Annotated in this window: 14 protein-coding genes; 3 read left to right on the forward strand and 11 right to left on the reverse strand. The window is 74.8% G+C overall.

Annotation, left to right across the window (positions count from 1 at the left end; translation table 11 throughout):
• Positions 1 to 94: 94 nt before the first annotated feature.
• The 4 genes from FHU37_RS19090 to FHU37_RS19105 all read right to left on the reverse strand — a co-directional run bounded on the left by FHU37_RS19090 (position 95) and on the right by FHU37_RS19105 (position 5,659).
• A complete protein-coding gene (locus FHU37_RS19090) occupies positions 95 to 2,251 on the reverse strand; it encodes a pectinesterase family protein (RefSeq protein ID WP_179815354.1) in 2,157 nt (718 codons plus the stop codon).
• 104 nt (positions 2,252 to 2,355) lie between these two features.
• The gene (locus FHU37_RS19095; protein WP_179815355.1) at positions 2,356 to 3,723 is read right to left on the reverse strand and encodes a pectate lyase family protein; all 1,368 of its coding nucleotides are present in this window, start codon (positions 3,721 to 3,723) and stop codon (positions 2,356 to 2,358) included.
• A gap of 448 nt (positions 3,724 to 4,171) precedes the next feature.
• Positions 4,172 to 4,705, reverse strand: a complete 534-nt coding sequence (locus FHU37_RS19100; RefSeq protein WP_179815356.1) for an FBP domain-containing protein — start codon at positions 4,703 to 4,705, stop codon at positions 4,172 to 4,174.
• A gap of 111 nt (positions 4,706 to 4,816) precedes the next feature.
• Positions 4,817 to 5,659: a P-loop nucleotide/nucleoside kinase family protein gene (locus FHU37_RS19105; RefSeq protein WP_312892671.1), complete on the reverse strand. Its 843-nt coding sequence runs from the start codon at positions 5,657 to 5,659 to the stop codon at positions 4,817 to 4,819.
• 95 nt (positions 5,660 to 5,754) lie between these two features.
• Between FHU37_RS19105 and FHU37_RS19110 the strand changes: the two genes are divergently transcribed.
• Positions 5,755 to 6,216, forward strand: coding sequence for a nuclear transport factor 2 family protein (locus tag FHU37_RS19110; RefSeq protein WP_179815357.1), 462 nt, complete (start codon positions 5,755 to 5,757; stop codon positions 6,214 to 6,216).
• A 25-nt stretch (positions 6,217 to 6,241) separates the two neighbouring features.
• On the opposite strand, the gene FHU37_RS19115 is transcribed toward FHU37_RS19110, so the two are convergent.
• Positions 6,242 to 7,216, reverse strand: coding sequence for a GlxA family transcriptional regulator (locus FHU37_RS19115; RefSeq protein WP_179815358.1), 975 nt, complete (start codon positions 7,214 to 7,216; stop codon positions 6,242 to 6,244).
• A gap of 149 nt (positions 7,217 to 7,365) precedes the next feature.
• On the opposite strand from FHU37_RS19115, the gene FHU37_RS19120 reads away from it, so the two are divergent.
• Positions 7,366 to 7,800, forward strand: a complete 435-nt coding sequence (locus tag FHU37_RS19120; RefSeq protein ID WP_179815359.1) for a hypothetical protein — start codon at positions 7,366 to 7,368, stop codon at positions 7,798 to 7,800.
• Between the two features lie 151 nt (positions 7,801 to 7,951).
• Here FHU37_RS19120 and FHU37_RS19125 read toward each other — a convergent pair whose 3' ends face one another.
• Positions 7,952 to 8,857, reverse strand: coding sequence for an NmrA/HSCARG family protein (locus FHU37_RS19125; RefSeq protein ID WP_179815360.1), 906 nt, complete (start codon positions 8,855 to 8,857; stop codon positions 7,952 to 7,954).
• Between the two features lie 122 nt (positions 8,858 to 8,979).
• Between FHU37_RS19125 and FHU37_RS19130 the strand changes: the two genes are divergently transcribed.
• Positions 8,980 to 9,591 carry a TetR/AcrR family transcriptional regulator gene (locus tag FHU37_RS19130; protein ID WP_179815361.1) on the forward strand — a complete coding sequence of 204 codons (612 nt, stop codon included), beginning with the start codon at positions 8,980 to 8,982 and terminating at the stop codon, positions 9,589 to 9,591.
• Positions 9,592 to 10,073: 482 nt separating this feature from the next.
• Here the strand turns inward: FHU37_RS19130 and FHU37_RS19135 are convergent, their stop codons facing one another.
• From FHU37_RS19135 to FHU37_RS19155, 5 genes are all read right to left on the reverse strand, one after another.
• Positions 10,074 to 12,026 (reverse strand): cellulase family glycosylhydrolase, encoded by a 1,953-nt coding sequence (locus FHU37_RS19135; protein WP_218904083.1) that lies wholly within the window; start codon positions 12,024 to 12,026, stop codon positions 10,074 to 10,076.
• Between the two features lie 258 nt (positions 12,027 to 12,284).
• On the reverse strand, positions 12,285 to 13,301 hold the full coding sequence (locus FHU37_RS19140; RefSeq protein WP_179815362.1) for a LacI family DNA-binding transcriptional regulator: 1,017 nt from the start codon (positions 13,299 to 13,301) through the stop codon (positions 12,285 to 12,287).
• A 233-nt stretch (positions 13,302 to 13,534) separates the two neighbouring features.
• Positions 13,535 to 16,195 (reverse strand): glycoside hydrolase family 2 protein, encoded by a 2,661-nt coding sequence (locus FHU37_RS19145; RefSeq protein ID WP_179815363.1) that lies wholly within the window; start codon positions 16,193 to 16,195, stop codon positions 13,535 to 13,537.
• 281 nt (positions 16,196 to 16,476) lie between these two features.
• A complete protein-coding gene (locus FHU37_RS19150; protein WP_179815364.1) occupies positions 16,477 to 16,983 on the reverse strand; it encodes a MarR family winged helix-turn-helix transcriptional regulator in 507 nt (168 codons plus the stop codon).
• Positions 16,984 to 17,079: 96 nt separating this feature from the next.
• Positions 17,080 to 19,047: an FUSC family protein gene (locus FHU37_RS19155; RefSeq protein WP_179815365.1), complete on the reverse strand. Its 1,968-nt coding sequence runs from the start codon at positions 19,045 to 19,047 to the stop codon at positions 17,080 to 17,082.
• Between the last annotated feature and the right edge of the window lie 58 nt (positions 19,048 to 19,105).

Consider the following 19,105-nt stretch of genomic DNA (forward strand, 5'->3'; position numbering starts at 1 on the left):
CGTGCTGGACGTGCCGGTCGTGCTGGACGTGCCGGTCGTGCTTGTCGTGTTCAGTCGTGCTGGACGTTCTGGTCGTGCCGTGTGCCCGGGGCGGTCACCGCCGGTGCGGGGCCCAGCCGTCCGTGCCGGCCAGGTAGTCGGCGACCTCGAAGTCGGCCGCCTGCTCGGCGGTCATCTGCGGCCGGTCGTCGTTGATCCCGGCCCCCGGGCCGTGGTTGCGGAACTCGGCGAAGCGCGCGTCCCGCCAGGAGAAGCCGCTCATGTCCGTCCACGGCGAGGACTTGATGGCCTCGTCCAGCCAGGTGTTCCGGATCAGCGCCTGGCCGACCGCGTCCGGGTTGCCGCTGGGGTGCCAGGGGCGCCCGAGGTGGAAGGTGCCGGCCGGGGCGTCGGACTCGATCCGGCTGTCGGTGATCAGGAAGCCGTACGGGTTCCCCCGCCAGGTGCTGGGCGCGGTGACGTAGCCGTTGTTGCTGGTGCTGCCCCGGCTGAGCGCCATGATGGTGCTGCGCTCGATGACGGTGGTGGCCCGGCCGTAGATGAAGTCGACGTCGCCCTCGATGTAGGAGTCGGCCACGTAGACCCGGCTGATGGTGGTGAGGCTGGGGCTGTCCGTCATCAGGGTGTCCTGGTTGCCCTTGAAGGCGACGTCCCGGAAGGTGATCCGGTCGCCGAAGGTCTTCAGCGCGAGCGCCTGGTGGCCGCTGATCTCCGGGTGGGCCTGCTCGTCGAAGTCGTTGACGAAGGTCAGGTGCTCGGCGGTGAAGTCGCTGGCCCGCACCAGCACGGTGGCGCTGCCGGTGGAGCCGGCCGTGCCGCCGCCCGGCAGCGGCTGCCCGGAGGGCACGTCCTCGACGATGACCACGTCGTCCCGGCTCCCGCCGGTGCCCCGGAAGGTGATGTACGGCTTGCCGGCCGGGATGACGACCTGCTCGCGGTAGGTGCCGGGGGCGATGGCGATGGTGACCGCGCCGGTGTTGCCGTCCGGCACGGAGTCCACCGCGCGCTGCACGCTGGTGAAGTCGGCGCCGCCGTCCGGGGCGACGGTCACCACCGTGGTGGTGCCCAGGGTGCGCTGCGGGCCGGAGAAGTTCCGCAGCAGCGCCGGCACGGCGGCGGCCGGGTCGAGCCGGTAGTCGTAGAACGCGCGCGGGTCGAAGGCGTCGCCCCAGGCGTCGGTACGGCCGGTGGTGTTCCGCAGGATGCTGCCGCGCTGCACCAGCTCGGCGGTGGCGTCCGCCTGGTAGGGGTTGCGGATGCCGTCGTAGTAGCTGTTCTCGATGACCATCCGGGTGGCGCCGCGCGACCAGTTGCCGTACGTCCACTGCGGGTCGTCGTCGCGGTGCTGCTCGGACAGGTAGTTGTTGTACAGGTGGGCGTGCGCGGCGTTGTCCACCACCGGGCTGCGCTGCTTGATGCCGCGGAACCAGTTGTGGTGGATGGTCACCTGCGCGGTGACGTTCGGGGACCAGCCCACGGCCAGCGCCTTGTTGTGGGTGTGCAGCCGGTTCCAGGAGACGGTCACGTAGGAGCTGTCCCGGCGGATGTCGATCAGGCCGTCGCCCATGCGGGTGAGCGTGTTGTGGTCGATCCAGACGTGGTGCGCGCCGTCCATCTGGATCGCGTCGAAGTCCTGGGGCTTGCCGTCCCAGTCGCCCTCGACGAAGGAGTCCCGGATGGTGAGGTTGCGGATGATCACGTTGTGGGTGCCGGGGCCGAGGAAGAACCCGCCCTGCACGATCTCGCCCGCGGTGCCGACGCCGATGATGGTCTTGTCGGAGGCCACCTCGAACTCGGTGCCCTTGGGCTGCACGGTGATCGCCGCCGCGACGCGGATGACGTACGGCTCGGGCGCCGCGGCGTAGCGGGCGAGGTCCTCCTGGGTGGTGACGGTCACGATCCGGCCGCCCCGGCCGCCGGTGGTGCCGTTCTGCCCGAGGGCGTCGAGCGAGGCGAAGCCCTCGGGCGCGGCCGACCAGCGCCCGTGGCCCGGCGCGGCGGCCTGACCTGCCGTGGCCTGGTCTGCCGTGGCCTGGTCTGCAGTGGCCTGGCCGGCGGCGGCCTGGTCTGCAGTGGCCTGGCCGGCGGCGGCCCGCGCCGGTGCCCCGGCGGCCGTGCCGGCCGGCCAGGCGAGCGCGGCGAGCGCCAGCAGCAGCGCGGCGAGCAGGACGGCCTCGGCGCGCCGCACGTGGTGGGCGGCGGGCCGCCCGGCGTCTCCGGTCCTGGTCTGTCGGGCTCCTGACAAAACCATGCTCCCCTCCGTCTGGGCTCCCTCCGCCGCCCGGTCCGGTCCGGGCGGCGGTCTCGCGGTGTCGCGGTGTCGTGCTCGGCCGGCCGCCTGGAGCCGGCCGTCGGTCAGTGCGGGCCGCGTCCGGCGCCGGCGCCCCGCGCCACCTCGGCGGCCACCCGCTCGGCCGGGTCCACCGGGCCGTGCAGGGTGGGCTCCCAGCCGACGTCCGCCGTCAGGTCCCGTTCGCTGGCGGAGTTGTAGGCGTTGTGGATCGGCAGCAGCTCGACGGGGAAGCCGTTGAAGACGGTGCCGCTCTCCCGGATCGCCGTCCCGTTCCAGCTGGTCATCAGGTCGGCCGGCTCGACGTGCGCGGGGGTGGTGAAGGCGTTGTTCTCGGCGTGGACGGCCGACTCGGTGCCGACGCCCCACGCGTAGCGGAACTCGCCGCCCTCGGGCACCTCGTAGGCGTTGTTGTAGACGTGCACCTGCCCGAACCGGACGCGCGGCGCCCGCTGCGTCACGTTGACGAAGGCGTTGTGGTGCAGGGTGACGCGCAGCCGGCCGCGGTCGGCGGTGGCGCCGTCGCTGTTGCCGATCAGCATGGCCTTGTCGTGGTCGGCGAACCGGCTCCAGGAGACGGTCACCAGGTCGGAGGCGTTCGTGATGTCCAGCAGGCCGTCGTGCTGGAGGTAGCGGCGGCCGAAGTACGCCGGGGCGTCCTGGTCCAGCCGCCCCCGGTCGCTGAGCGTCACGTGGTCGATCCACACCCGGGTGGCGCCCTGCAGGGTGATGGTGTCGTAGGCGGCCTTCCAGTCGCCGAGACCGCCGGTGTTGGGCTGCCAGGCGGGGAAGCAGTCGTAGGCGTCGCGCAGTTCGAGGTTGCGGACGATCACGTTCTCCACGTCCTTGAGCAGCAGGTTGGCGCCCCTCAGCACGGCGTCGTCGCCCAGCCCGACGATCGTGGTGTTGGAGCCGACCCGCAGCTGCACCCGCTCGGCCTGCCGGGCCGCGGACGCCCGCCGCGCCTGCTCCACCGGGCCGGACGGCGCGCCGCCGGTCCAGCTGCGCGGGTCGTAGGCGGCCAGGTAGGCGTCCAGGCTGTAACCCTCGGCGGTGTAGTCGGCGCAGCTCAGCCGGCGGCCGGAGTCGGTGGTGTTGGCGTCGATCGCGCCGCGGACGTAGATGATCTTGGGGGTGGCGCTGCCGCCGTCCAGCGCGCGGGCCAGTTCCGCCCGGTCGTCCACGGTGTACACGTGGGCCTCGTCGGCCGCGGAGCCCCCGGTGGTGCCCGCCCCGAGGGAGGCCCAGCCGTCGCCCTCCGCCAGCACCTCGCGGCCGAGCTCGCGGCCGAACCCGCCGCCCCGCTCGCCGCCGCTCCCGGGGCCCGCCTCCCCGCTGGCCTGGGCGTTGATCGGCGTCAGCGCGCCGGTGAGCAGCACGACCGCGGCGGCGGCCGTCGTCCAGACCTTCCGGGGCAGGACCTTCCTGGGCATGCGGGACGCTCCCTTTCCGGTTCGGGGGCAGCGGGGCACACGGTCCCTGGCCGACGTCGTCCGCCCGCCCGTTCTCGTATGTGAACGCTGGTCTCATCCGTGCACGGTGGACCATAGGAGTGACCTAGTTCACTGTCAACGAGTTCGGCGGGGCCGGTTCTGGCGCGCCATCAGGGCGCGGGCGCCCGACGCCCAGCGCCGTCCGCGCCTGCGCGGACGCGCAGCGTAACCAAGGGGGCGCAGCACCATGCCCCGGATCCCACGGTGAAGACCTCTGCACCCCGCCCGGGCCCCCGAACGCGCGGACGGCACGGCCACGCCTGCCCGAAACGGTCAGCCTCCTCGGAGGCGGCCGCGTCCGACCCGCCCGACCCCCGCCCCGCGCCCGCCGCGCCGCCCACCACCCCGCGTCAGCGGGCGGACCCCCCTCGCCCGGCGGACCGGCCACTCAGCCGGCGGCGACGGACTCGCGCAGGACCTCCGAGAGAAAGGCGTCCAGGTTCGCCCGGAGCCGCCGGATCCGCTCCTCCACGGTGAGCGACTCCGTCGGACGGCCGCCCATCTCGGGCTTCTTCCGCCCCCGCACGTACAGCGAACAGGCCAGGTCGGCGCACATGTACTGGCCAACCGAGTTGCCCTGCCGCCCGGAGGCCCCGGCCCGCGCGGCCGTCTGCAGCAGCACGCCCGTCCCCGGGTGGGGTGTCACGCACACCGCGCAGACGTTGCTCTTCATCAGCGACTTGCGCACCCCGGCCGGCATCCGCAGCGTGACCCCGACGAGCCCTCCGGCGGCCTCCGGCCCGCCCTCGCGCTCCGCGACGAGGTAGCTGCGGTCCGGCGCGCCCGGATCGCGCCACCCCAGGAAGTCCAGGTGCTCCCAGGGCAGGTCGGCCAGCCCCCTGGGCAGGTTCAGCCGGCGCGCCTCTCCCTTCGAGCAGTTCACGAAGGACGCGCGTATCTCACTCTCACTGACCGGACGCATGGTGTCTGAAACTAACACCGCCCCCGACCAGCCGTCGCGCCAATAAGACGTGACGGCCCTCACCGGTTCCCCGCCCGGCGGCACGGTCGGTGCCGCCTGCGAACCTGGGGATCAGCGGGGGTCGGCGGGATGGTGGGTGGGGGCGAGGAGGGGGGTGGGGGGAAGGTCGGCGACGGGCAGGTCGACGTCGGCGGTGCACTCCGGGGCGCCGCACTCGCAGGCGAAGGCGACGACGGTCGCGTGCAGGTCGAGGGTGCACCAGGGGCGGGCGCTGACCGTCTCGTACTGCTCCACCACGGCCTGGTTGGCGTAGCGCAGCAGGGCGCGGCGCTCCACGGCGCTGTCGGCGGTGGGGCCCTCGGCGAGCGGTCCGGCGAAGACCTTCTCCACCTCGGCCGCGGTCTGCTCCGGCGTGAGGCCGTCGACGACGATCCGCCGCACGTCCGCCCGGTCGAGCTCGGCCTCGATCACCTCGCGCAGGTACAGGTACAGCTCGGGGACGGCGCCCGGGCCGTGCCGCGCCTCCAGCCGGGCCCGCTGCTCCCGCGGCGAGAGCGTCAGCCACACCGCCCGGTCCGCCGCCCCGGGCGGCAGCATGGCCGGGGTGACCAGGGTGCCCTCGGCGATCGTCAGCGGCGCGGCGGGCAGCGCGCGCAGGTCGTCCACGGTCATCCGGCCGCGTTCGACGGGCAGGTCCAGCGCGTGCCGCTCGGCCGGCGGCAGGGCGGCCCGCTGGGCGGGCGTGAGCTCCTCGAATCGGAGGGCGGCCGGGTCGCCGGCGGCCAGCGCGCGGTCCCGGTGCGTCCAGGTGCGGGTGTCGGAGTTGTACCAGCGCAGGCCGTGACGGCGCGCCAGCGTCCGGGCCGCCGTGGACTTCCCGGACCCGGGCGGGCCCCCGATCCACAGCACGTTCGGCAACTCGTCCACCGTGTCCCCGCCCTCCCCTTGCTCCACCCGCGGCCGGTACCGAGCCTACGCGCCAGCGCCGCGGCGGGATCGACGTCGGATTGCCGCCAGCGGGATCCGGTGCGGCCGACCAGGCTGGCGGTATGACGAATCCCCCCAGCACCGGCACGGTGGCCGTCCTCACCGGCATGTACGCGGCCGAGGCGGAGTACCTGGCCGCCGGCGGCCCCGGCCGGGCCCCGTTCGACCTGCTCGCCCCGTTCTTCTCGCCCGACGTGGTGCTGCACCAGGCGGACGGCCTGCCCTACGGCGGGACCTGGCGCGGACACGCCGGCATGGCGCGGTTCTTCCTGGCGATGAGCCACGCCTGGGAGTCGTTCGAGATGGTGCGGCAGGAGTTCCTGGCCACCGGCGAGACGGCGGTCGTGCTCACCCAGGTCCGGGCCCGCGCCCGTGCCACCGGCCGGGAGCTGGCCTTCCCGATCCTGCAGACCATCACGGTCGAGGACGGGCGGATCCGTTCGGTCCGCCCGTTCTACTGGGACACCCGGGCGATCGCCGAGGCCTGCGCGGAACCCGCCGCCACCGACCGGGGGGCGTCATAGGGGCGGCGGGAGGCGCGTGAGCTGGTCAGGCCCCCGCGCCGGCGGGGCGCAGCGCCGGGCCGCAGAAGGTGCGGCGGTACGCCTGCGGCGTGGTCCCGAGCCGCCTGGTGAAGTGGTGCCGCAGCATGCCGGCCGAACCGAAGCCGGTCCGCTCGGCGATGACGTCGATGGTCTCGTCGGACACCTCCAGCAGGTGCTGGGCCAGCAGGACGCGCTGGTTGGTGAGCCACTGGAGCGGGGTGGTGCCGAGTTCGGCCTGGAAGCGGCGGGCGAAGGTGCGCGGGGACATGTGCGCGGCGCGGGCCATCCGGTCCACCGTCAGCTCCTCGTGCAGGTGCTCCTCCACCCAGGCGATGGCCGGCCCGAGCGGGCCGGTGACCGGCTCCGGCGCCGGGCGCTTGACGTACTGCGCCTGGCCGCCGTCCCGGTGCGGCGGCACCACCATGCGCCGGGCGATGCCGTTGGCCACCGTGCTGCCCTGCTCCTTGCGGACCAGGTGCAGGCAGGCGTCGATGCCGGCGGCCGTGCCGGCGCCGGTGATCACCGGGTCGTCGTCCACGTAGAGGATGTCCGGCCGCACGATCGCCTTCGGGTGGCGGCGGGCCAGCTCGTCGCAGTACCGCCAGTGGGTGGTGCACGGGCGGCCGTCGAGCAGGCCGGCGGCGGCGAGCACGAACGCCCCGCTGCAGATGGACAGCACCCGGGTGCCGCGGGCGACGGCCGCCCGCAGGGCCTCCAGGAGCTCCTCCGGGTAGTGGGCGTCCGGATCGCCGGAGGGGATGCCGATCAGGTCGGCGGTGAGCAGGCGTTCCAGGCCGTGCGGGGTGCTGAGCGTCAGGCGCTGCTTCATCCGCACCGGTTCTCCGGAGACGGAGACGACGTCGAAGTCGTAGACGGGCAGGCCGTTGTCGGACCGGTCCACCCCGAAGACCTCGCAGAACACGCTGAGCTCGAACATGTTGCCGCCCTCCAGGGCGACGGCGGCGACGTTCTGCAGCACGGGGCGGCTCCTCACGGGCGGTGATGAGGGCGGGGGATGGCGAGCCGGGGACCGGGGCGGCGACCGGACGGACACGGTGGCAGGAATTCGATGTTAGCTGTCAGTCCTGCCACTGACCAGAGTCACCCACCGTCAGCATCCTTGAAGCCATGGAACCCGTCATCGTTCTCGGAGCAGTCGTCATCCTCCTTGTCCTGCTCGGCATCGCCACCGTCAAGGGCTTCACCGTGGACAGCCGCGACGGGGCCGACTGGGCCTACCGCAACCAGGCCGCCCGGGCCCTGCGCCCCGGCGACCAGCTGACCGCCATCGACTCCGTCACCCGCGCCTCCGCCGAAGCGTCCGCCCAGGTCGCGCCGGTGGTGCGGGAGGAGGCGGAGCCGACTCGGGCGTCCGGGGACCCGGCGGCGCGGCCTTCGCAGGGCGGGGCGGCCGTGCCGCCCCGGCACCGGGTGCGCCGGCGCGCCGTCCCGACCGCGGCGCCCGCCACGGCGCCCGGGCGGCGCGCCGCCCAGCGCCCGGCGACCCGTCGCCCCGACGACGGCCGGGAGTGCAACGCAGGCGGAGGCAGCCGCTCCGCGTGACCGAGCGTGACGGCCGCGCCGGCGGCCACCGCGCCCTCCGAGCGGCCGGACAGCCCCGCGCTGCCCGGCCGCCGCGCCGCCAGGACGCCGCGCCGTCAGGCTCCGGTCCGGTCGGTCCGTCGGGCTCCGGCGCCGTCATGCGCAGGCCGCGTCACCCCTCGGCGCCGTCACGCCCGGCCCACAGCGCCTCGATGGCGGCGGCGCCGCCGCGCTGCAGCCAGGTCGGGAAGTCCATCAGGCCGGGGTGGCGCTTGCGCAGCGCCGGGATGTCCGCCTGCCAGCCGCCGCCCTCGTAGAGGAAGGCGTACGCCCTCTCGATGCCCGGCATGATCGCGGCGGCCTCCTCCAGCGGAAGCTGCCGGTAGCGGACCTGCCGGCCGAGGGCCCGGCCGATCAGCTTCACCGTCTCCTCGGGCGTCAGCTCGTCGCCCGCCAACTCGATCGCCTCGCCCAGGTACTCCTCCGGGTGGGCGAAGGCGAGCGCCGCGACGGCCCCGATGTCGTCCACGGCGATCAGCTGCACCGGCACGTCCGGACGGAAGATGTGCAGCAGGACGCCGTCGACGATTCCGCCCATCGGCAGCCCGGGAATGGCGTGGTTCTCCATGAAGCGGACCGGGCGCAGGATCGTGGCGGGCAGCCCGAGCCGTCGGACGTGCTGCTCGACGGACCACTTGGCGGCGAAACCGGCGGGCTGCTCCGCGTGGCGCTCGGCTCCGCCGACGGACGTGAAGACGTAGTGCCGCACGCCGGCCTCGGCGGCGGCCTCGGCCAGGTTCCGGCCCCACGCCACCTCCCGCAGCCCGGTGCGGTCGTCAGGCGTGACGCCGAAGACCCCGTGCGCCCCGGTGACGGCGGCGCGCAGCGACGCCACGTCGTCGAGATCTCCCGTGACCAGCTCGGCGCCCGCCCGCCGCAGTGCTCGGGCCGCCGGGGCGTCCGGATCGCGTACCAGCGCCCGCACCCGCCAGCCGTCGGCCAGCAGGTGCCGGGCGGCCGCGCCGCCCTGCCGGCCCGTCGCGCCGGTGACCAGGATCGTTCTGTCGGCCGTGTGCACGGCGTCCTCCCAGGGGGAGCGATGATGAGGGGGACAGCTCTCCAGGCAAGCGGAGGCTGCCTCCGAAACTATAGGGAGGCGGCCTCCGATTGGCAACGCCCGAGGCCCCCGAGGACGGCACCATGACCCCTGCGACGCCAGGCACCCCACCCCGCCCCCTGCGCGCGGACGCGCGGCGCAACCGGGAACGGCTGCTGGCCGAGGCGGACGCCGCCTTCACCGAACACGGAACCGACGCCTCCCTGGAGGAGATCGCCCGCCGCGCCGGCGTGGGCATCGGCACCCTCTACCGGCACTTCCCGACCCGGGAGGCACTCCTGGAGGCGCTGCTGCACCAGGCGTTCGAGGGCCTGCGCGCCCTGGCCGCCGACCTCCTGACCAGCGCCCCGCCCGACGAGGCGTTGGTGACCTGGCTGCGCGCCCTGCTGCGGCACGCCACCACCTACAGCGGGCTGGCCCACGCGCTGGTGACCACGCTGCAGGACGAGACCTCAGCCCTCTATGCCTCCTGCCACGCCGTCCAGACCGCCGGCGCGGCCACCCTCACCCGCGCCCAGACCGCCGGCACCGCCCGCCCCGACCTCACCGCCGCGGACCTGTTCCTGATGACCAGCGCCATCGGCTGGCTCGACGAACAGACCCCCACCGCCCCCGACCCCGGCCGCGCCGACCGCCTGCTCACGCTCCTCCTGGAGGGCGTGTGGTCCCGGGGCGGTGCGGGTGGCGGGAGTTAGGCGCTCGACCTCTCCACCCCAAAATCCCCCCAACCCCCGGTAGGGGGGATTTTCGCCCCCCTTCTTCAGGATTTCATGGGTGGGGGAGGGGCCGCAGTACCCTGATTTCTGCCTGTGGATAACTCGGATCGTGCTGGTCAACCGGGTGTCAGGCGGTCTGGCTGCTCTGGCCGTAACCCCCCGTAGGGGGATTTTTGATCCCCTTCTTCAGGATTTCATGGGAGGGGCACGTGCCGCAGTCCCCTTCCTTGCGCCTGTGGATAACTCGGCCGCGCCCGCCACCGCTCGGGGGTGGCGGGCGCGGACTCCGGCACGCATTTGGGGGCAGGAGAGGGGCCGGGGGTGGGGACGGGACCGGCTGGGGGTGGGGGAGGGACCGGGGCAGGAGGGGCGGAGGGCGGACCGGGGGATGGGCGGGGGAGGGGGCCGTGTCGGGGGCGAAAAAGGGGTCGCGCCGGGGGCGGGGCGACGGGGGGCCCGGGTCAGGCGTCCGTCCGCGGGGCCTCCGGCAACAGCAGCAGGCGCGCGTCGTACGGGGCCAGGTCCACGGTGTCCACGGGCTCGCCCGTCTCCGGGTCGACCAGCCCACCGCCCCCGGCCACCCGGGGGCGGACGGCCAGGGCCTCGGGGGACTGGCTGGTCAGGAAGGCGAAGCGGCGGCCGTCCCGGTGGCGCAGGGTGTCGGCGGAGACGTGCGGGTCGTCCACCGTCACCGGGCGCACCACGCCCGCCGCCTCCGCCAGCGCCTCGTAGAGGCGGCGGGTGTCCTCCGGGTTGACTCCCGGGGTGAGCGCGGCCATGTGCTCCAGCGGGTAGGTGGACAGCACCACCCAGCCGTCGCCCACCCGCCGTCGCAGCAGCGCGGGGCGTCCACGGCCGTCGACGGCCACCACCTCCGCGCCGTCGGCCTCCACGGGCAGGTACGCGCGGCTGTGCTCGGTGCCCGCCGCGCGGAAGCGCAGGGTGTCGCCCGGCCGAAGTCCGCCCAGCTCCGCCCGGAAGGTGAAGGTCACCTCGTCGTCCTCGATCGGGTTCACCAGGCCGTAGCGCAGCAGGTGCCGCACCCCGAAGAAGGAGTTGAGGTGGGAGTGCCAGGGCCCGCGCTGCACGCCGTGCGCGCCGTGGGTGTAGGAGACGAAGACGGTGGCGCCCGCCCCGGCCAGCTCCTCCAGCCGGTACCAGGTCGGGGCGGTGAGCTGCTTCAGCGACGGCACCAGGTACAGCCGGCAGTCGTCCGCGAGCCCGTCGAGCTCCCGGGTGAGCCCCACGGGCAGGTCCGCCAGCCGCGCCGTGACGTACGCCTGGCGCAGCGAGGTGAACGGCCCGCGGCGGTCCTCCTCCGTGGTGGAGGAGAAGACGCCCTCCAGGTACGCCGGCACGACCAGCGCCGCGTCGGCGTCCTCGCGGACGCAGCCGCGCACGTCGATCCGCTCCAGCGTGGCGGCGAACCGGGCGAGTTCGCGCAGGTGCGGCTTGGCGGTGCCGTCGACCGTGGTGAGGCCGAAGTGCAGCTCGAAGGGGTGGTGGCTGTACGGGGCCTGGTGGATGAGGTTGTCGTAGTCGGTGTTGTTCCACGCGATCCAGCCGGTGGCGCCGGCCAGCAGGGTGTTGTGCAGCACCTGCCGGTAGTAGGCGGCGGCGTGCTCGGCGGAGGCGAAGTCGGTGGACAGCCCGAACTCCTCCAGCACCACGGGCAGCCCCAGGGTGCCGGCCAGCTCGCAGATGAAGGCGGCGCCGTAGTGCTGCCGCGGCAGGTCGTCCTCCATGCGGTAGACGTGCGGGCCGAGGAAGTCGACCATGCCCGCGATGTCCCGCACCGAGAAGCCGTTGTCGACGCCGGTCACCTCCACGCCCCAGGCGCCGTCGCCGATCGAGACGGGCTGCCGGCCGCCGCCGGCGCGCACCGCCTGCACCATGAGCGTGGCCCAGGAGGTGACGGCCTCGCGCGGGGCCGGCTCGCCGTAGATCGGCATCTCGTTGCTGATCAGCCATCCGGTGACGGCCGGGTGGTCGGCGAACCGCCGGGTGGTCTCGGTGACGAACCACGCCTGCCGGGCGACCATCCACACGTCCCGGTACAGGTCGCGGCCGTTCCGCCAGGACGGGTCCCAGTTCTGGCCGGACATGTGGCCCACGATGAAGGTGGGGATGGTGGACATGCCGAGCTCGGTGTGGGCCTCCAGGAAGTCGGCGTAGCGCGCCAGGCAGCCGGAGTCGATCCGGTCCGGCTCGGGGTGGAAGTCCGGCCAGTAGAAGAAGGAACGGGTCATGGTGAGCCCGTGGTCGCGCAGCACGCGCAGTTCCTCGCGGACGAGCGCGGGATCGTAGTTCTCCTCCCGCCACATCAGCGGCCCGCCACCGCGGGACCAGAAGTTGGCGCCGAGCCAGACGACGGGTTCGTCACCGGAACGGACGGTGCGGAGCGGGCGGTGCATGGGCGTCTCCTGTGGAGGTGGGCCTCCGCGCGGCCGGTGCGCGGCCGGCCGCGCCCCCTGGGGCACGGCCGACCGGGCACGGGAGCTGGGGCACGGGAGCCGGGGCGCGGCGTGCCGCCATCGAAGCACTTAACCGGTTCACCGTCAACGATTCCGGCGCCCGGCGGCCGGAGGTGGCCCGGAAGGTACACGCCCGCGGGGACACCCACGGAGGCCGGGACCCGTCCGGCGGGTGCCGGGGGCGCCGGGGGCGCCGGATCAGCGGCGCGCCGGGGCCGTGCTGCCGCGCGGCACCAGCACCGGCGGGTCCAGCCGCGCCTGCTCCACCGGCCCGCCCGCCACCATCGACAGCAGGATCGTCGCCGCCCGCGAACCGTGCTCCGGCACCCGACGGCTCACCGCCGTCAGCCCCGGGTGCACCAGCTCGCACAGCGCCCCGTCGTCCCAGGCCACGATGGACAGCCGGCCCGGTACGTCCACCCCCATCTCGTGCGCCACGCCCAGCGCCGCCACCGCCATCACGTCGTTGTCGTACACGATCGCGGTCGGCGGCACGGCGGTGGACAGCAGCCGGCGGGTCGCCCGCGCCCCGTCCTCACCCGAGTAGTCGGCGTGCACCGTCGGCACCTCGGCCAGCCCCAGGCGCTCCGCCGCACGGGCGAACGCATCCGACCGCTCCCGGGTGTGCACCAGCGGCGGCGGGCCGGCCACCCGGGCGATCCGCCGGTGCCCCAGCGCCACCAGGTAGTCCAGCACCTCGTGCACGGCCACGCCGTCGTCGATCCAGACCGAGGACATCCCGGTGTCCTCGCCGGCGTGCCCCACGACCACCGTCGGCAGCTCCAGCTCCCGCACCAGGGCCGGGCGCGGGTCGTCGTGGCGCAGGTCGACAAGGAGCACGCCGTCCACCCGGCGCTCCCCCCACCAGCGCCGGTAGGTCGCCATCTCGGCCTCGGTGTCCTCGGTGACCTCCAGCAGCAGCGCCGTGCCGCTGCCGGACAGCTGCGCCTCGATGCCGGAGATGAGCTGCATGAAGAAGGGCTCGATGCCCAGCACCCAGGCGGGGCGGTCGACCACCAGTCCGATGGCCCCGCTGCGTCCCTCGGACAGCGCCCGGGCCGCGCTGCTCGGATGCCAGCCCAGCCGCGCGGCGATGTCCAGGATGCGCGCGCGGGTCTGGTCGGACACCCCGGCCTTGCCGTTCAGCGCGTAGGAGACGGCGCCCTTGGAGACCCCGGCCGCCTGGGCGATGTCAGCGATGGTGGGACGCTTCACGCGGACCTTCCGTTCGGGACGCCCCGACCGTGGACCGGGGGCACGTGCCGGCGACAGTTCAACCGGTTCACCTCGTCGGACCGGATCCCCTGAACATAACAAGGTTGGCACGGCGCCGTGGCGGCGGGCACGGTCCCGGCCGCATCGGTAGCCCCGGGCGCCACCGGGGGACGCCCGGGCCCGCCCCGGCGCGCGGGACGGGCGGACAGCCGGTGGTCAGGGGGCAGGGGTGGTCAGGGGGTGACGAGCTGGTTGGCGCTGCGCAGCACCAGCGGATCGGCCCACCGCTCGGCGGGCACCGCGCCCACTCCGGGCCCGCGCACCGTGAAGGTGGCGGACTCCCCGGGCAGCAGGGTGAGCAGCATGGTGTCCACCTCGGCCGCCGGGAGGACGCGGTCGGCGAGCAGCGCGAGGTCCCGCAGCAGGGCGCGCGCCGTCACGGTGATCCGCACCTGGTCGCCGTCCGGCCGGACGGTCGTGGTGAGGTCGGCCCGGGGCAGCGCCTGGTCCCGGTCCGGCAGGAAGAACCAGAGCGCACGGGGGCGCCCGCCGTCCCGCGCCGAGGCGCCGGCCACGCCGGCCCCGCCCGCCTCGCCTCCCCGCGTCTCGTCTGCCCGCGTCTCGTCTGCCCGCGTCTCGTCTGCCCGCGCCTCGGCCACCAGCAGTTCGGCCTCGGGGCGGTCCGGGGTGGCGAGGGCCGGCGGCAGCGGCGTGGCGGCGGCGGTGCGCGGGGCGGCGTGGACCTCGACCTCCGCCTTGGCCAGCGGGCCGCCGTCGAAGCCGAGGCGCACCACCTCCACCCGCTCCGACCAAGGTTCGGCGGTGTCGTTGACCGCCACCAGCGCCAGGGACTCCCCGCGTGGCTGGATGGTCAGCAGCCGTTCCGCGTGGCTGCGCCGCAGGGCGTACCACAGCGGCTTGCGCCGTCCGTCGCCGTCGATCGCCGCCCAGGAGGTGACCGGCCAGCAGTCGTTGAGCTGCCACATGATCGTGCCCGAGCAGCGTGGGGCGTGGGAGCGGAAGTGCTCCACGCCGAGGGCGACGGCGCGCGCCTGGTTGAGCTGGGTGGCCCAGTGCCAGTCGTCGACGCCCTGTGGCGGTGGGAAGTGTGGGGCGAGGCCGCGGGCGAGCTTGGCGGGGCCGTCGTCGGCCTTGTTGTGCGCCAGCACGCCGGGGGATTCGGGGGTCAGCGGCTGGTCGTGGACGGCGCGGGTGAGGGTGGCCCAGTTGGGCGGGCCCTGGAAGCCGAACTCGGCGGCCAGGCCGGGCACGTGGTCGCGGTAGGCGGTGTAGTCGACCTGGTTCCAGACGTCCCAGATGTGCGACAGTCCGTGGTCGGGATCGTTGGGGTGGATCCCCTCGTCGAAGGACCAGGGGCTGGTGGGGATGTAGGGGCGGGTGGGGTCGAGTTCGGCGACGATCCGCGGCAGCAGGTCGAAGTAGTAGCCGTGGCCCCAGGTGCGGTCGCCGAGTTGTTCCCGCCAGCCCCAGTCCCGGTGGCCGGAGACGCTCTCGTTGTTGCCGTTCCAGACGATCAGGCTCGGGTGCGGGCTGAGTCGGGTGACGGCCTCGCGGGCCTCCGCCTCCACCTCGCCGCGCAGCGGCTCCTCCTCGGGGTAGGCGGCGCAGGCGAACAGGAAGTCCTGCCAGGTGAGCATCCCGGCCTCGTCGCACAGTTCGTAGAAGTCGTCGCTCTCGTACAGGCCGCCGCCCCACACCCGCAGCAGGTTGACGCCGGCCTCGGCCGCCTGTCTCAGCCGGGTGGCGTAGCGGTCGCGGTCGACGCGGTGCGGGAAGCAGTCGTCGGGGATCCAGTTGGCCCCGCGCACCAGCACGGGGCGCCCGTTGACCAGGAAGGCGGCCCGGGTGCCGTGCTGGTCGCGGGAGGTGTCCAGCCGCACGGTGCGGAACCCGATCCGGCCCTGCCAGGCGTCCAGCGCGAGGGAGATCGCGCCGACGCCGGCGAGGCGGACGTGGAGCGGGTACAGCGGCTGCTCGCCGTGCCCGCGCGGCCACCACAGCTCCGGGTCGGGGACCTCCAGGTCGACGACGGCGGTCCGCGAGCCGGCCGGCAGCAGCACCTCGGCGGTGTGGCGGGGCCCGCCGGACCTTCCGGCGCCGCCGTGTTCGCCGTGCCCGCCGTGTCCCCCGGAGCTGCCGTGCCCCCCGGAGCGGCCGGGGTCGCCGATGGTGGCGGTCAGGCGCAGCGGCCGGTCGTCGGTGGCGGCGCCGCGTTCCACCTCGACGTGCACGGCGACGTGCCCGGTGGTGCGGCCGTGGCGCTCCGTCACGGTGACCAGGGGGCGCACCGAGGCCAGTCGCGCGGTGGACCAGCCCTCCAGCCAGATGGGGCGCCAGATGCCGGCGGTGGCCAGGTCGGGCCCCCAGTCCCAGCCGAAGTTGCAGGCCATCTTGCGGACGAAGTTGTAGGGGTGGGTGTTGATGTGCGGTCGGGGGCCGAGGGCGTCGCGGACGCGTTCGGCGTGGGTGACGGGCGCGGCGAAGGTGACGGTGAGTTCGTTGCGGCCCCGGCGCAGCCCGGCGCGGGCGCCGAACCGGTGGGTGCGGTGCATGTTCTCGGCGCGGCCGATCACGACGCCGTTGAGCGCCACGGTGGCGACGGTGTCCAGGCCCTCGCAGACCAGCTCCCAGCGGTCGAGGCCGACCAGCGGGTGCCATTCGAAGGTGGTGGTGTACCGCCAGTCGGTGCGGCCGATCCAGGCCAGGGCGGCCTCGTTGCGGTCCAGGTGGGGGTCGGGTATGAGGCCGGCGGCCAGCAGGTCGGTGTGCACGCAGCCGGGGACGGTGGCCGGGACGTCGATGTCACTCAGGCTGTCGGGGACCTCCCCGGCGACCGCGCGTACCGTCCAGCCGTCGTGCAGCGGTGTCCTCATTGGTCTAGACCTTCCTCGGGGCGTGGGAGTGGCGGGGGGAGGGCATGGATGGACTGCGGGACCGCTGTCGGCGCGCCGCGTCCCGGCGCTGCTGAAACGGCCAGTCCAGCCCCTGCAACACCGCCGCGTGCCGGCCGAGGTGGAGTCTTTCTAAGGTGAGTGAATCGGTTAAGTCAACCCTCGTGTAACGCTTCGTCCAGGTCCTGCCGGGCGAGCCATGATGGGTTGGGCGGGGCGGCGGCCGGGCATGTTATCCGGTTAAGCGCTCCTCGCGTGGACGCTCAACCGGGCAGGCCGCCGAGGCGCCCTTCCAGGAGGAGCAGCAGCTCGCCGAGGGTGTCGGCCAGCGCCTCGCGCCGGTCCTCCGCGATGCCGGCCAGCAGCCCCTTCTCGTAGGCGAGCTGCTCCGGCAGCACCGCGTCCACCAGCTCCTGGCCGGCGGCGGTCAGCCGCAGGTGGGCGGTCCGCTTGTCCCGGGGGTCGGCGCGCCGTTCGACCAGCTCGCGTTCCTCCAGGATCCGCAGCCGCTTGGTGACGGCCGCCCCGGAGGAGAAGGTCTCCCGGGCCAGCTGGCCGGCGGTCAGCTCGTGGCCGACCCGCCGCAGGGTGCACAGCACGTCGAACTCGTGCCGGGTGATCCCGTACCGGCCGAGCGGCGTGTCGGCCGCCTGCTGGAGCAGGGCGGCGCAGCGGTTGATCCGGCCGACCACCGTGATGGGGGAGACGTCGAGGTCGGGGTGGACCTGGCGCCACTGGCGCACCGCGCGTGCCACGGCGTCCTCGTGCACTGCCGGCCCTCCCTCGTCGCCCCGCCGTCACCCGGTGCCGGCCCGCCGCCTCGGGCGGGCCGGCACCGTGCCGCTGATCTTACGGTGGTGGGTGGGTCAGGACGGCGAGGGCACCGGCAGCTGGGACGGCGGCGCGGTGTGCGAGGGGCGCGGGCGCGGCAGCACCAGGCGGGCGAGGACCCGGTGGCCGGCTCGCTCGGCGCGCAGCACCTCCTCCGGGTCGATCCACCGCTGCCACCACTCGCCGGCGGAGACGTCGGCCGCCTCCCGCAGCTCGATCAGCGCGGCCCGCAGCCGCAGCCGGGCGTCCGCCAGATCGGCCCCTCCGCCGCCGGGGAGGCCTCCGCCCTCCGGGAGGGCGTCGAGGAGGTCCTCCGCCCGGCGCCGCTGGGCGCCCACGGCGTCGACGGCCCGCCGGATGCGGTCGGTGGCGCGCCGGTTGGTGACGGCGATGCTGCACAGCAGCCCGAAGGCGGCGCCGACGCAGGTGTCCAGCCAGCGGTCGAGCACCAGCGTGCCGACCGGCTGGCGGGCGGCGAACTGGGCCATCAGCAGCGCCATCGCCGTGACGCTGACGCTGCCGAGCCAGTAGTTCCGGGTGATGGTGGCCTCGGCGCCGAACTGGAAGACCAGGGTGGCCAGCACCAGCGCCCACGGGCTGGTGTGGGTCAGCGGGGCCACCGCGCTGAAGACCAGCAGTCCGACCAGGTTCCCGGTGACCCGCTGGACGGAGCGCTGCCAGGTGAGCGTGGTGTTCGCCTGGAAGACCGCGGCGGCGGTGACCACGGCCCAGAACGGGTGCCCGACCCCGGCCGCGGCCGAGACCAGGCCGGCCAGCAGCCCGCCGACGGCCACCCGGGCACCGATCGGCGACAGGTGTGAGCCGGGGCCGAGGGCGCGGGCCAGGTCGCGCCAGGCCCCCGCGCGGGCGGTGCCCCGTCCCCGGCCGGTGCTCCGTCCGCGGCCCGTGCTCCGCCCGCGGCGGGCGTTGCGCTCCGTCGGCCGGGGCTGCCCGAAGGCGTCCTCCTCGGCCCCGGTCAGCTCGGCGAGCTCGGCGCCGCCGAGCGCCACCCGGGGCAGCCGGTCGCGCCGCAGCTCGCGGGCCCAGGCGAGCAGCTCGGTGGCGCGCGGGGCGGGGGCGTGGTCGTCGGTCGCCGGCGCGTCCGGGCCCGCGGCGACCAGCACCGTCTCGGCCCGGAGCAGCAGGCGCTCCAGCGCCCGCCGGTCCTCCAGCGCCCGCCGGTCGCGTGCCCGCGCGGTGTTCCGGGCCGGGACCCGGAAGACGGTCTGCCAGGCGGCGTGCACGGCGGTGGCGGCGGCGTGGCGGGCGCGGGCGCGTTCCGGGGTGTCGCCCCCGGTGCCCCCGGTGCCGCCGGTCGCGTTCGCGCCGCCTCCGGCGCACCGTGCCGCGGCACCGCCCGACGCCTCGGTGGCGGCGGCCACCCGGGCCGTGGCCTCCAGGGCGCGCGCGGTGGCCACCCGCTCCGGGCCGCGCGGGCGCAGCAGCCAGGGCGCCATGCAGACCAGCCAGGAGATGGCGGCCCCGACCAGGCCGAGCGCCAGGTGGAACGGGATCTGGTCGAGTCGCTGCGGCAGGAAGAGGCAGCTGGAGCTGACGAAGGTGAAGATCACGCTCCCCGGCGGCCCGATCCGGGTGGCCTCGCAGACCGTCTTCTGGGCCGCCGCCAGCAGCGCGGCCACGGTGATCCGGATGACGACCGACTCGGTGAGGGCCGCCGTCACCAGCCCCACCGCGACGCCGGCCAGCATGCCGGCGATCACCCAGGCCAGGACCCGGGTCCGCGCCCGGTAGGGCAGGCCGTGCGCGAAGAGCGCGCACAGCGAGCCGGCCGAGGTGTACACCGCCAACTCCAGACGCCCCGACGCCAGCAGGGCGAGGTTGGGTATCGCGGCGGCGACCACGACGGACAGCGCGGGACGGTGCCAGCCGTCGGCGGAGGGGCGCAGCCGGAGAAGCCCGGTCAGCGGCAGCGGACGGGCGCGGACCACCGGGGGCCGGCGGGCGGTGGTGGAGGGGGTGGGGGCGGTGTTGGGGCTGGTCATCGCCTCCAATGCTAGCAAAGTGTTTTATCCGTAAAATAATGCGGGCGGCGCGGAGGCG

Origin of the sequence: Allostreptomyces psammosilenae (assembly GCF_013407765.1) — a bacterium.
Taxonomy (GTDB): domain Bacteria; phylum Actinomycetota; class Actinomycetes; order Streptomycetales; family Streptomycetaceae; genus Allostreptomyces; species Allostreptomyces psammosilenae.

Bases quoted from the DNA above. Each gene is read 5' to 3' on its own strand.
- FHU37_RS19155 (WP_179815365.1), bottom strand. From the start codon at position 19,047: ATGACCAGCCCCAACACCGCCCCCACCCCCTCCACCACCGCCCGCCGG.
- FHU37_RS19100 (WP_179815356.1), bottom strand. From the start codon at position 4,705: ATGCGTCCGGTCAGTGAGAGTGAGATACGCGCGTCCTTCGTGAACTGC.
- FHU37_RS19110 (WP_179815357.1), top strand. From the start codon at position 5,755: ATGACGAATCCCCCCAGCACCGGCACGGTGGCCGTCCTCACCGGCATG.
- FHU37_RS19090 (WP_179815354.1), bottom strand. From the start codon at position 2,251: ATGGTTTTGTCAGGAGCCCGACAGACCAGGACCGGAGACGCCGGGCGG.
- FHU37_RS19120 (WP_179815359.1), top strand. From the start codon at position 7,366: ATGGAACCCGTCATCGTTCTCGGAGCAGTCGTCATCCTCCTTGTCCTG.
- FHU37_RS19095 (WP_179815355.1), bottom strand. From the start codon at position 3,723: ATGCCCAGGAAGGTCCTGCCCCGGAAGGTCTGGACGACGGCCGCCGCC.
- FHU37_RS19130 (WP_179815361.1), top strand. From the start codon at position 8,980: ATGACCCCTGCGACGCCAGGCACCCCACCCCGCCCCCTGCGCGCGGAC.
- FHU37_RS19145 (WP_179815363.1), bottom strand. From the start codon at position 16,195: ATGAGGACACCGCTGCACGACGGCTGGACGGTACGCGCGGTCGCCGGG.
- FHU37_RS19135 (WP_218904083.1), bottom strand. From the start codon at position 12,026: ATGCACCGCCCGCTCCGCACCGTCCGTTCCGGTGACGAACCCGTCGTC.